10 protein-coding genes are annotated in these 12,618 nt (G+C 65.6%); 9 read left to right on the top strand and 1 reads right to left on the bottom strand.

The features are described from left to right. The first annotated feature begins 147 nt into the window (after positions 1-147). From guaB to ACR65J_RS03620, 3 genes are all read left to right on the top strand, one after another. The gene (guaB, locus tag ACR65J_RS03630; RefSeq protein WP_440166172.1) at positions 148-1,659 is read left to right on the top strand and encodes an IMP dehydrogenase; all 1,512 of its coding nucleotides are present in this window, start codon (positions 148-150) and stop codon (positions 1,657-1,659) included. A gap of 126 nt (positions 1,660-1,785) precedes the next feature. Further along, positions 1,786-3,285, top strand: coding sequence for an HNH endonuclease signature motif containing protein (locus ACR65J_RS03625; RefSeq protein WP_440166170.1), 1,500 nt, complete (start codon positions 1,786-1,788; stop codon positions 3,283-3,285). A gap of 27 nt (positions 3,286-3,312) precedes the next feature. Next, on the top strand, positions 3,313-5,223 hold the full coding sequence (locus ACR65J_RS03620; protein ID WP_440166168.1) for an ABC transporter ATP-binding protein: 1,911 nt from the start codon (positions 3,313-3,315) through the stop codon (positions 5,221-5,223). Here the strand turns inward: ACR65J_RS03620 and ACR65J_RS03615 are convergent. Continuing rightward, complete coding sequence (locus ACR65J_RS03615) at positions 5,220-5,825, bottom strand: hypothetical protein (RefSeq protein ID WP_440166166.1); 606 nt, start codon at positions 5,823-5,825, stop codon at positions 5,220-5,222. The genes ACR65J_RS03620 and ACR65J_RS03615 overlap by 4 nt on opposite strands. Positions 5,826-5,874: 49 nt before the next feature. On the opposite strand from ACR65J_RS03615, the gene ACR65J_RS03610 reads away from it, so the two are divergent. The 6 genes from ACR65J_RS03610 (at position 5,875) to guaA (ending at position 12,568) form a co-directional block, all read left to right on the top strand. Beyond that, on the top strand, positions 5,875-7,011 hold the full coding sequence (locus ACR65J_RS03610; RefSeq protein ID WP_440166164.1) for a GuaB3 family IMP dehydrogenase-related protein: 1,137 nt from the start codon (positions 5,875-5,877) through the stop codon (positions 7,009-7,011). A gap of 108 nt (positions 7,012-7,119) precedes the next feature. After that, the gene (locus tag ACR65J_RS03605; RefSeq protein ID WP_440166161.1) at positions 7,120-8,859 is read left to right on the top strand and encodes a glycerol-3-phosphate dehydrogenase/oxidase; all 1,740 of its coding nucleotides are present in this window, start codon (positions 7,120-7,122) and stop codon (positions 8,857-8,859) included. Positions 8,860-8,897: 38 nt separating this feature from the next. Continuing rightward, positions 8,898-9,386 (top strand): PTS sugar transporter subunit IIA, encoded by a 489-nt coding sequence (locus tag ACR65J_RS03600; protein ID WP_440166159.1) that lies wholly within the window; start codon positions 8,898-8,900, stop codon positions 9,384-9,386. Positions 9,387-9,466: 80 nt separating this feature from the next. Then, positions 9,467-10,357 carry an SURF1 family protein gene (locus tag ACR65J_RS03595; RefSeq protein ID WP_440166157.1) on the top strand — a complete coding sequence of 297 codons (891 nt, stop codon included), beginning with the start codon at positions 9,467-9,469 and terminating at the stop codon, positions 10,355-10,357. Continuing rightward, a complete protein-coding gene (locus tag ACR65J_RS03590; protein WP_440166154.1) occupies positions 10,354-10,860 on the top strand; it encodes a DUF3817 domain-containing protein in 507 nt (168 codons plus the stop codon). Before ACR65J_RS03595 ends, ACR65J_RS03590 begins: the two co-directional genes overlap by 4 nt. A gap of 112 nt (positions 10,861-10,972) precedes the next feature. After that, positions 10,973-12,568, top strand: coding sequence for a glutamine-hydrolyzing GMP synthase (gene guaA, locus ACR65J_RS03585; protein WP_440166152.1), 1,596 nt, complete (start codon positions 10,973-10,975; stop codon positions 12,566-12,568). Positions 12,569-12,618 lie beyond the last annotated feature (50 nt).

Below are 12,618 nucleotides of genomic sequence, written 5' to 3'. Positions count from 1 at the left end.
TATTTACTCAACACTTTCTGCCCCCGGAACGCCGTGCTGCACGGTGCTCCTGCAGGATCGTCTGCACAGGCCAGTTCCGTAATCACGGGCTGGTCATCGGCTGCAACCCCTACCCGTGACCCAGCAACCAAGGTAAGAGGCGCACTCATGACCGAGCCCGAACACAACCCCTTTGGCTTCATCGGCCTGACCTACGACGACGTCCTTCTCCTTCCGGGCCACACCGACGTCATCCCGTCCGAGGCAGACACGTCCTCACGAATTTCCAAGCGCATCACCGTTCAGACCCCGCTGCTCTCCGCGGCGATGGACACGGTCACCGAGTCCCGCATGGCCATCGCCATGGCCCGCCAGGGCGGCCTGGGCGTCGTGCACCGCAACCTGTCCATCGCCGACCAGGCGGACCAGGTGGACCGGGTCAAGCGGAGCGAGTCCGGGATGATCACCAACCCGCTGACCATCCGCCCCGAGGCAACGCTGCGCGAACTCGATGATCTCTGCGCCCACTACCGCGTCTCCGGCCTCCCCGTGGTGGATGAGGACAACCGCCTTCTGGGCATCGTCACCAACCGCGACACCCGTTTTGTGCCGGAGTCCGATTTCCCGCTGCGGCTGGTCAGCGACGTCATGACCAAGATGCCCCTGGTCACCGGACACGTGGGGATCAGCCGCGAGGAAGCCTCCCACAAGCTGGCCACCAACAAGATCGAAAAGCTCCCGCTCGTGGACGAGCAGGGCCGGCTGAAGGGCCTGATCACCACCAAGGACTTCACCAAGGCCGAGCAGTACCCCCTGGCCACCAAGGACGATGAAGGCCGCCTCCGGGTGGGTGCCGCCATCGGCTTCTTCGGCGACGGCTGGGAGCGCGCCATGACCCTGGTGGACGCCGGCGTGGACGCACTGTTCGTGGACACCGCCAACGGCCACTCCCAAGGGGTCCTGGACATGATCCGCCGGCTGAAGTCCGATCCCGTCGCCGCGCACGTGGACATCATCGGCGGCCAGGCTGCCACCCGGGAAGGCGCCCAGGCTCTGATTGACGCCGGCGCCGACGGCATCAAGGTGGGCGTTGGTCCCGGATCCATCTGCACCACCCGTGTGGTTGCCGGCGTTGGGGTCCCGCAGATCACGGCCATCTACGAATCCGCCAAGGCCGCCATTCCGGCCGGCGTGCCGCTGATCGCCGACGGCGGCCTCCAGTACTCGGGCGACATCGGCAAGGCCCTGGTGGCCGGCGCCGACACGGTCATGCTGGGCTCCCTCCTGGCAGGCTGCGACGAGTCCCCGGGCGACCTGATCTTCGTCAACGGCAAGCAGTTCAAGTCCTACCGTGGCATGGGCTCTTTGGGCGCCATGCAGTCCCGCGGCAAGAACACGTCCTACTCCAAGGACCGCTACTTCCAGGCCGACGTTTCCGGCGACGACAAGCTGATCCCAGAAGGCATCGAAGGCCGCGTGGCCTACCGCGGGCCGTTGTCCTCCGTGGCGTACCAGCTGGTCGGCGGCCTGCGCCAGACCATGTTCTACACCGGCGCGCCCACCATTCCCGAGCTGAAGATCCGTGGCAAGTTTGTCCGGATCACCTCCGCCGGCCTGAAGGAATCGCACCCGCACGATATCCAGATGACGGTCGAGGCGCCGAACTACGGTTCCCGGTAATCGGCGAACGGTTTTATTCACGCCCACATGCGTGAAAGAGGAGGCGGGTTATCCCGCCTCCTCTTGTTTTGGGCCCCGGATGGCGCTCCCGGTCTGAATGTCGGACCCCCGCTGCATGATGTTCTTATGGGAATCGGCGGTGGTGCTGGGGTGGCTTTGGAGGGTGTCCTTGCCTCTGCTGCTGCCCTGGACGCCCTGGGAAAAGAGGACGTTTTCCTGGCTTCCGGGGCTCATGTTGGTGCCGGCGTGGATGTGATGCAGCGGCGGTACGAGATCCGGCTGGAACGGCTGGAAGCCGCGTCCCGCCTGGAAGCGCAGCTTGCCGCGGTGAAGGCACGGGACGCCGCTGAGGCCATCGATTTCCAGCAGGCCATGACCCCGCCGAATGCCCCGGTCCAGGAGCGCACGTACGCGGGGATATCCGTGGTCGAGGAGATCGCGGGGGTCCTGACCATCAGTTCCGCGGCCGCGGGCGCCCTGGTGGACCAGTCCCGCCGGGTCTGCTCCCTGCCACACTTGTTTCAGGCGCTGTCCGCGGGCGCGATGTCGTGGCAGCACGCGAGGATCTTCGTCGACGAAACCGAAGGCCTCGATGCCGTCGGTGCCGCCGGGTTGGTGACGCATTTCTTCGACCCCGACGCACCCAATGCTTCACGGGGTGCCGCGCCGGGGGACCTCATTCCGTCCCGGTTCCGGGCCAAGGTCCGTGGCTGGCGGGAACGCCATCATCCGGAATCGATCGAGAAGCGACACGCCAAAGGGGTCGCTGATCGACGGATGGAATACGCCCCGGACCGGGATGGCATGGCCTGGGTTTCGCTTTACCTTCCCGGGGACACCGCGTGCGCGATCTGGAACGGCACCACCGCTACCGCCCGCGGACTCCAAGGCCCCGACGAAACCCGCACCCTCACCCAACTCCGCCCCGACATCGCAGCCTCACTGCTGCTGGGGGCTGGAACCGCGACTGAACTCAGTAAAGTCCCCACCCCGCGGGCTGATGTCCTGGTGATGGTGCCGGTGTTCTCCCTGTTCGGCCAAACCGACGAACCCGCAATACTGGATGGTTTCGGACCCATCCCGGCATCCATGGCCAGGAAGTTGGTCGCCGACGGGGCGGACTCCTTCTATCGGGTCCTGGTCGACCCAAGGGACGGGGCACCATTGGAGATCGGGCGCAAAAACTACCGGCTCACCGAGGCCATCAAACGCTGGATCAGGATGCGCGATGGCAAGTGCACGTTCCCCGGCTGCAGCAACAGGACCAGCGACAACGAAGCCGACCACCTCATCGCCAGGGAACACGGCGGCACCACCAACGCCAGCAACCTGGCACAGCTCTGCCCCAAACACCATCGACTCAAGCACCGCAGCAGGTGGACACCCGACCCGGCCAACAGGAATGAACCACCCGGCTGGACCTCACCCGCTGGACGCCGCTACAAACCCGAGCACCCCGACCCCGAACCAACCCACTGGCCGCAATGGCTTTGCCCGGAGTGGATGAGAGCGGCGTACCCCAGCGGGCGGGCAGATCGATTGGCAGGCGGGCGCCCGGACTTCCACTACATGGCACGCTCTCCAGGCGAGGATGCCCTGGTGCGTTATCTCCACTCCACATCATGACGGCCTGCCCAGCACTAGGCTGATTCCATGTCCCAACCGCGCCATCCGGCGGAACTGACCCCTAAACGCGACCCGCAAAAGCGGCTTGCCCTGCGCCCGTATGCCAAGGCCGTGGCCCAGGTACTCCGGGTGAGCTTCCGTGCCTCCCCGGGCGCCGTGGTCATGAAGGTCCTCGGATCCCTGATCTCCGCTGTGTTGCCGCTGGTCACCACCTTCTACGCGTCCCTCACCACCACAGCATTGGCGGCAGCGTACGCGGGCGACGGCGGAGCGGGGCGCCTTGCCATCGTCTACGTCATCGTCACTGCCGCGCTGGGTCTGTTCTGGGGCGCCTTCAACAGCGTGGACCGCTACATCCAGCAGCTGATGAGTTTCAAAGTGGGCGCCATCGTGGGGGACCAGATGTATGAGCGCTTCCTGTCACTGGAGTTCTGGCGCTACGACGACAAAGAGACGGTGGACCTTTACGACCGCGCCAAACGGTTCTCCGACTCCTACGCCCGCGTCCTGGACCGGATAGCCGCCATCTTCACCCAGCTCGTCTCGGTCATCCTGGCTGTGGGCGCCCTGCTGCTGGTCAGCTGGTGGATCGCAGTCATCGTCCTGGTAGCCATCGTGCCCAGCGTGTACCTGCAGTTCAAGCTGTCCAGGGAACAGATTGCGCACTGGAACACGCAGGTGGACTCGCGGCGCCAGCGCCGCATGATTGAAACCAACCTCCTCCGCCCCCAGCACATCGCGGAAATGAGGCTCTACGGCATTGTCGGTTTCCTCATGGACCTTCGGTCCCGGCTTCGGGACGCCGATGAACGGCGACGCCTCGATTACCAGCGGCGCTACATTCCCAGGCAACTCGCCGCAGACGCTCTCCAGTACGGCGCGGAAGTGGTGTCGCTGATCTGGGTGGTGGGCCAGATCATTGCCCGCGCAGCCCCGGTCGGGCAGTTCCTCTACGTCCAGCAGATCGTCAGCCGTGCTCTGTCCACCGCAAACAACCTGGTGTCCTCGCTCAGCTCCATTGATGAAGACCTGGCAAACCTGAAGGATTACGAGCTGTTCATGGCCATGCCCGTGCACTCGGAACATTCCCCACCCCTCCTGGAGGCGCCCAGGGAAGTGGAGCTGAAGGATATCCGGTTCACGTACACAGGAAGCGACATCGAGGTGATCAAGGGCATCAGCCTCACCGTCCGCCGGGGCCAGCACATCGCCATCGTGGGGGAGAACGGTGCAGGGAAGTCCACACTGATCCGGATCCTCGCCGGGCTCTACCGTCCCGACGCAGGTCAGGTACTGCTCGACGGCGTGGACCTCGCCGCAGTCGATGTCACCTCCTGGCACCGCCACCTCGCCGTGCTCAGCCAGGAGTTCCTGAAGTACGAGTTCGCCACCGCGGCGGACAATATCTACTTCGGCGACGTCCGGAATCCGCGCGACGATGACCGCGTCCGCAAAGCTGGCGCCGATGCCGAGGCGCTCGACTTCATCAACAAGCTGCCTAACGGCCTGGACAACCACGTCAGCAACTGGATGGAGGATCCGCGCGGCCGGAAGGGGAGCGGCCTGTCCGGAGGCCAGTGGCAGCGCCTTGCCATGGCCCGGAACTTCTACCGGGACGCATCCTTCATGGTGATGGATGAGCCCACGTCGGCCATCGATGCCCTCGCTGAGCACCGCATCTTCACCCGGCTCTTCGCGGATCGGAGCAGCACCATCATCGCCATCAGCCACCGCCTCGCCACCATCGAGAAGGCGGACATTGTGTACATGCTGGAGGATGGCCGCATCGTGGAGCAGGGAACCCATGCGGAACTGGTGGCGCTGCGCGGCCGCTACTTCCGCATGTTCGAATCCCAGATCCCCGCCAGCCCCCTAACCTCGCAGGCCCTGCCGGGGAATCCTGCTGGCGCGGGCCCTGGGGAACCGACAGGAACCTAGGCCTCCACCACGGTGGTGCGCACCCGGGCCAGGCTGGGTTGCGGTGGAACACTGCTGAAGCCGAATGTCACTGGCGGCGTGATGGGCGCCAGCGCTCCGGCGTCGCCGTCTTCCCACGTGACGGTGGCGGAAGTTAAGTGGTGCAGGTCGCTGACCCCGTAGTACTCCGCCCGGCCGCTGCCGGCACTTCCAAAGGTGCGGGCGCCCGGGGCCGCGAAGGCGGCGATCGGATTGACCGCAGCCAGCCAGCGGGGATGGGCTGCAAGGCGCCGGGGTACTGTGCGAAGCGCCGAACCCAGGAGGGTCCTGGCTCCTATGGCGGCCCTGACCGCCAGCGGGCCTGCATCAACCTTGATCGTCCCGCCGGCCAAGGCAGCGCGGACCTCCACCACCTGCACTTCATCGAAGCTGTAGGTTTCGGAAATAAAGCAGGCGACTTCGGGTGTGGGTGCCAGCAGCAGCCGGTGCCCTGAAGGCTGCTGCACCATGACGTCAGAGAAGGACCCAAAGGGGGAGTCATGCCAAACGCCCACCACCGTACGCAGCCCGGAGACGGTACCTATGCCGGCGATGTGCCCGTCGAAAATCCAGCGTCTGCCCATCACGCCACTGTAGCGAAGGACAGTGCAGTCACTGGGATAACCTAGAGCAGTGACTTATGAGATCGAGATCGGCCGTGGCAAGCGTGGGCGTCGTGCCTACTCCCTGGATGACATAGCAATCGTCCCCAACCGTCGTACCCGTGACCCAAAGGATGTCTCCGTCTCCTGGCAGATCGACGCTTACCAGTTCGACATGCCGGTGATCGCAGCCCCGATGGACTCAGCCATGTCCCCGCAGACGGCCATCGCGCTGGGTAAGCTGGGCGGCCTGGGTGTGCTGGACCTCGAAGGTCTCTGGACCCGGTATGAGGATCCGCAGGCTGTCCTTGATGAGATTGCGGCGCTGCAGGACGAGACCAACAGCCCCGCAGTAACCGGGCGCATGCAGGAGCTGTACCAGGCACCCATCCAGCCCGAGCTCATCACGTCCCGCTTGGCCGAAATCCGCGAGGCCGGCGTCACCGTTGCCGGGTCCCTGACCCCGCAGCGCACCCAGGAGCACTACAAGACGGTCCTCGCGGCCGGCGTCGACATCTTTGTCATCCGCGGAACCACCGTGTCCGCCGAGCACGTCTCCAAAGACCATGAGCCGCTGAACCTCAAGCAGTTCATCTACGAACTCGACGTCCCCGTCATCGTCGGCGGCGCGGCGGGCTACACCCCGGCACTGCACCTCATGCGCACCGGCGCGGCAGGCGTGCTGGTCGGCTTCGGCGGCGGCGCAACCACCACCACGCGCCGCGCGCTGGGCATCCACTCGCCCATGGCCTCGGCCATCTCCGACGTCACCGCCGCCCGCCGCGACTACATGGACGAGTCCGGCGGCCGCTACGTGCACGTTATTGCCGACGGCGGCATGGGCACCTCCGGTGACATCGTCAAGGCGATCGCCATGGGCGCCGACGCCGTCATGCTGGGCAGTGCCCTGGCCAGGGCAGAGGAAGCGCCGGGCAAGGGCTGGCACTGGGGCCAGGAGGCACACCACCTGGAGCTGCCGCGCGGCGATCGCGCCAACGTGGGCACTGTGGGCCCACTGGAGGAGGTCCTTTTCGGACCTGGCCACCACACCAACGGCACGTCCAACCTCATTGGCGCCCTGCGGCGCTCCATGGCGACCACCGGCTATTCGGACCTGAAGGAATTCCAGCGGGTTGACGTCGTCGTGTCGCCGTATGCAGGGAACTGACACGCTGGGGCAGGGCGGCAGGGCAGGCGCCCTCCCGCCCTGCCCAAAGCATGCCACCAGCAAGTAGTGTGGGTTTACTACCGGCACTAGAGGCACTGGAGGCGTTCAATGAAGAGTGTTCCTGCAAACGGCGGGGTTCTTGGCCCGGAAGCCAGGGAAGCATCCATCCAGCGGCTGCGCGCCACCACGGAGCCCGGCAAGGAACTGGACATCCTGATCGTCGGGGGCGGCATCGTTGGCACGGGCGCGGCGCTTGACGCTGTGACCCGCGGGTTGAGCGTTGGCATCGTCGAGGCAAGTGATTGGGCGGCAGGCACGTCCTCGCGGTCTTCCAAACTTATCCACGGTGGTTTGCGCTACCTGGAAATGCTGGACTTCGCCCTGGTTAAGGAGGCCCTGCAGGAACGCGGGCTGCTGCTCTCCGAGATTGCACCCCACCTGGCCCGGCCGGTGCCGTTCCTGTATCCGTTGACCAAACCCTTTATTGAGCGTCCCTACGTTGGGGCCGGCATCGCCCTCTATGACGCGATGTCGGTTTCGGCCGGCCACAGCCGGGGTGTGCCGTTCCACAAGCACCTGAGCCGCCGGGGAACCCTCCGGGCCGCCCCCAGCCTGAAAGACGATGCCTTCATAGGGTCCATCCGGTATTACGACGGCCAGGTGGATGACGCCAAATACTGCGCCAACCTGGTCCGCACGGCTGCCTACTACGGCGCCCATGCCGTGAACCAGATGAAGGTGGTGGACTTCCTCCGCGAAGGCGAACGCGTTGTCGGGGCGAAGGTGGAAAACCGTGAGGACGGGACACAGTTCAGCATCCGCGCCAAGCAGGTCATCAACGCCACGGGTGTCTGGACCGACGAAACCCAGGCGATGGTGACCGACCGCGGCCAGTTGAAGGTCCGCGCCTCCAAGGGCATCCACCTGGTGGTTCCCCGCGACCGCTTCCAGTCCACAGTGGGACTGATCCTGCGCACCGAGAAATCGGTACTGTTCGTTATTCCGTGGGGACGGCACTGGATCATCGGCACCACTGACACTGACTGGCACCTGGACAAGGCCCACCCGGCCGCGTCCAGCAAGGACATCGACTACGTCCTGGAGCACGTCAACAAGGTGCTCAAACGGCCTCTCACCAGGGAGGACGTCGAAGGGGTCTATGCCGGCCTGCGGCCGCTGCTGGCCGGCGAAAACGACTCCACCGCCAAGCTGTCCCGCGAGCACGTGGTGGCGCACCCTGTTCCCGGCCTGGTGGTGGTGGCCGGTGGAAAGTGGACCACCTACCGGGTCATGGCCAAGGATGCCGTCGACGAGGCCACCCGCACCATGGACGAACGGGTCCCGCCCAGCTGCACCGAGACCATCCCGCTCCTGGGTGCCAGCGGCTTCCGGGCCGCCTGGAACCGCCGGAACCGCACCGCAGAGGAATCCGGTGTCCACGTGGCACGGATCGAGCACCTGCTCAACCGGTACGGATCCATGACGCCCGAGGTGCTGGCCATTATTGAGCAGAACCCGGAGCTGGCGGAGCCACTGCCTGGTGCTGATGACTACCTCCAGGCCGAGGCGGTCTACGCCGCAAGCCATGAAGGCGCCCGCCATGTGCAGGACGTCCTGACCCGTCGCACGAGGATCTCCATCGAGGCGTGGGACCGTGGAGTGTCTGCCGCCCCCGTTGTCGCTAAACTGATGGGTGACGTCCTTGGCTGGAGTGACACGCAGCGTGAAAATGAAGTCCGCCACTACCTAGCGCGCGTGGAGGCCGAACGCCTTAGCCAGCAACAGCCGGACGACGAATCCGCAGACGCTGCCCGCCTGGGCGCGGAAGATATCGTGCCCTTGCGTTGAGGGGCCGTTTGCCCCACTGCTGACCGAAGGGATACGCCTTGGCGGAACCACTGGACCCGTATGACGCCCACCTGACCACCGCCGACATGGTGATCCTGGAAATGGAGGCGAAGGACAAGACTGACGCCACCAACCAACTGGCAGAGCGGCTCCATGCCGCCGGGCGGATCTCGGATCTGGACGGGTTCCTCAAGAACGTCAATGCCCGGGAGCACCAGCTGGCCACCGGGCTTCCGGGCGGCATTGGGTTGCCGCACGCCCGCAGCGAATTCGTCTCCCAAACATCCATCGCCGTGGGGATCACCAAGTACGGCCACGCGCTGGACTTCGGAGCCACCGACGGCCCTGCCACGGTCATCCTGCTGATTGCCACCCCGGCCAGTTCTTTCTCCGACCACCTGGAGGTGCTGGCCACCCTGGCCCGGTCCCTCTCCAAGGAGTCATTCCGGGAATCGCTGCGGCGTGCCTATGACGCCGAAGTCATTGCCGAGCTGATTAACTCCAGCCTGGTGTTCTTCGACCACTAGGCACATTCCCGGTCCCGCGTCCGGGCCCGGACGCCCTTGGCGTTTAGTTGTTCTACAGAAGTACGAAGTACGGTTAAGACGTGTGGAAAACAGCCCTTAAGCCCCGATGGATCGCAGGCTTTATTTTCGCGATCGCTCTCTCCGGGGTCTTCGTGCTGCTGAGCCAGTGGCAGTTCGGCCGCTCCACCCAGCCCGAGGTGCCGGTCAATCCGGCCACGGAACAGGTCCGGCCGCTCACCGGCACGCTGCAGCCGGGCGAATTCTTCCACGGCAGCGTGGCTGACCAGATGATCACCGCCCAAGGCACCTACAGTCCCGACAAGCAGGTCCTGGTTCCGGGGCGGCTCCATGACGGAAAGAGCGGCTACTGGGTTGTTTCGGCCTTTGCCGTCAACGGTGCCCCCGCCCTCACTGGTGCAGGCGCCTCGCCACAAACGTGGATCCCGGTTGCACGCGGGTGGGTTGCGGAGCCCGGGGACGCGGCAGCACCGCCGTCGGGCGTTGTTGAACTGACCGGGCGGCTGCTGCCGTCCGAAGCGCCGGTGGCGGGGAAAGCTCCGAAACCGGGGGAGGCCTCGGCCGTTTCCGTGGCGGAGCTCATCAACTACTGGGAGGTCAGCAGCTACCCCGGTTTCGTGTCGGCCACCGCAGAGGTGGTGGGCGGCCAGGACGTCAGTGCTGCTGCAGTACCAGGGAAGCTCCTCCCGCTGGACATCGGCCCGCAGCCGCCGGCGCAGCACATCAACTGGCTCAACCTCTTCTACTCCATCGAGTGGGTTGTCTTCGCCGGGTTCGCCCTCTTCATCTGGTGGCGCCTGGTCAAGGACGACTACCACCGGGACCTTGAGGAGGCCCTCGACGATGCCCAGGATGCCGCCAATGACGGGCAGCACAAACCGCACCAGCTTCCACAGCAGCAGCCTGACCAGCACCAGCAGCCTGACCAGCACCAGCAGAAGGTACAGCCATGATTGATCCGAAACCGGCCACCCCCTCGTCGCAGGCATCCGGGAAGACATCCGGAAAGAAGCGCCGTTTCGGCGGTACCGAGGCCCAGATCCGGTCCGCCCTGAAGTTCTACAAGGTCATGGCCTACCTCACCGGCACCATGCTGCTCCTGCTGTGTGCGGAACTGGTGGCCCGGTACGGCTTTGGTCAGTATCTGTTCGCCGGCGGCACCAGCGCGCTCACCGGCCAGCCGTTCGGCTTCGGATTCGCCGACGCCGAACCGCCGGGCGTGCTCAACGGCATGAACGTCTCCGTCACCGTGCTGATCGTGCACGGCTGGATGTACGTGGTGTACCTGATCTCCAACTTCCGCTTGTGGTCCCTGATGCGCTGGCCGTTCCTGAAACTGGTCCTGCTGGCACTCGGCGGCGTGGTGCCGTTCCTGTCCTTCATCGTGGAGAAGAAGTTCCACGCAGAGGTGGAGGCCGAGCTGGCCGCCAACCCGCAGGCTCCGCAGCGCTACTGAACCGGGCCTGACACGGGAGCTTGGCCCTGGGGCCGGCCACCCGCCGTCGGACGTCTGCTCCGTCACAGCGCGGCTTCTCAAGGTGCGCCGGTGCAAGGGCGCAAAGTAGGCTATGACGGTGACTACTCCCACTGCATCCCAGACTTCCCAGAAGCCGGTGCTGGTTGTTGATTACGGTGCCCAGTACGCGCAGCTGATTGCCCGCCGCGTCAGGGAAGCGAATGTGTATTCGGAAGTGGTTCCGCATACCTACTCCACCGAGCAGCTTCTGGCCAAGAACCCCGCCGCCATCATCCTGTCCGGCGGACCCTCCAGCGTCTATGCCGACGGCGCCCCCAGCGTGGGTGCCGACCTCTTCGAAGCCGGCGTCCCCGTCTTTGGTATCTGCTACGGGTTCCAGGCCATGGCCAACGCCCTGGGCGGCACGGTGGACAAGACCGGGCTGCGGGAGTACGGATCCACGGAGACCACCATCCTGGGCGACGGCCGCTCTGTGCTTGAAGGCATGCCCCAGCACCAGAAGACCTGGATGAGCCACGGCGACTCCGTGCACGAAGCCCCTGCAGGCTTCGATGTCCTGGCCACCACGGCAGGCGCTGAGGTAGCAGCCTTCGCCAACGAGGAGAAGGGCCTCTTCGGCGTGCAGTGGCACCCTGAGGTCAAGCACTCCGCGTATGGGCAGCAGGTGCTGGAGAACTTCCTGTTCAAGGGCGCCAAGCTGGAGCCCAACTGGACCACCGGCAACATCCTCGAAGAACAGGTGGAGCGCATCCGCCAGCAGGTAGGGGACGCCCGCGTCATCTGCGGCCTCTCCGGCGGCGTCGATTCCGCCGTGGCGGCAGCCCTGGTCCAGCGCGCCGTGGGCGATCAGCTCACCTGCGTGTTCGTGGACCACGGACTGCTGCGTGAAGGCGAAGCGGAGCAGGTTGAACGCGACTTCGTGGCCGCCACCGGTGTGAAGCTGTACGTGGCCAACGAACAGGAACGTTTCCTCTCGGCCCTGGCCGGCGTCAGCGATCCCGAAACCAAGCGCAAGATCATCGGCCGGGAGTTCATCCGCGCCTTCGAAGAAGCCGAACTGGCCATCATCGCCGAGGCCGCAGCCCACGGCGAGAAGATCAAGTTCCTGGTCCAGGGCACCCTGTACCCGGACGTCGTCGAATCCGGCGGCGGCGAAGGTGCAGCCAACATCAAGAGCCACCACAACGTGGGCGGCCTCCCCGAGGACCTGCAGTTCGAGCTCGTTGAGCCGCTCCGCGCCCTGTTCAAGGACGAGGTCCGGGCCGTGGGCGCCCAGCTGGGCCTGCCGCAGGAAATCGTTGGCCGCCAGCCGTTCCCCGGCCCCGGCCTCGGCATCCGGATCGTTGGCGAGGTCACCAAGGAGCGGCTGGACCTGCTGCGCAAGGCGGACGCCATCGCGCGTGCCGAGCTGACCGCAGCCGGACTGGACAACGAAGTATGGCAGATGCCCGTGGTCCTGCTCGCGGACGTCCGCAGCGTCGGCGTAATGGGCGACGGCCGCACCTACGGCCACCCCATCGTGCTCCGTCCGGTGTCCTCCGAGGACGCCATGACCGCCGACTGGTCGCGCCTGCCGTACGCCCTGCTGGCACGCATCTCAAGCCGGATCACCAACGAGGTGGACGGCGTCAACCGCGTCGTGCTGGACGTCACCAGCAAGCCGCCGGGAACCATCGAGTGGGAATAGCATCCTAGTGGCCGGCCTCCGTCAGCGGGGGCCGGCCATTGCTTTTTCCC

The organism is Arthrobacter sp. SAFR-044, from assembly GCF_059414985.1.
This window is presented reverse-complemented; position numbering and strand designations above follow the sequence as displayed.

Coding starts and splice junctions, on each gene's coding strand:
- guaB (WP_440166172.1), top strand. CDS start 148: ATGACCGAGCCCGAACACAACCCCTTTGGCTTCATCGGCCTGACCTAC.
- ACR65J_RS03605 (WP_440166161.1), top strand. CDS start 7,120: ATGAAGAGTGTTCCTGCAAACGGCGGGGTTCTTGGCCCGGAAGCCAGG.
- guaA (WP_440166152.1), top strand. CDS start 10,973: ATGACGGTGACTACTCCCACTGCATCCCAGACTTCCCAGAAGCCGGTG.
- ACR65J_RS03615 (WP_440166166.1), bottom strand. CDS start 5,825: ATGGGCAGACGCTGGATTTTCGACGGGCACATCGCCGGCATAGGTACC.
- ACR65J_RS03590 (WP_440166154.1), top strand. CDS start 10,354: ATGATTGATCCGAAACCGGCCACCCCCTCGTCGCAGGCATCCGGGAAG.
- ACR65J_RS03625 (WP_440166170.1), top strand. CDS start 1,786: ATGGGAATCGGCGGTGGTGCTGGGGTGGCTTTGGAGGGTGTCCTTGCC.
- ACR65J_RS03620 (WP_440166168.1), top strand. CDS start 3,313: ATGTCCCAACCGCGCCATCCGGCGGAACTGACCCCTAAACGCGACCCG.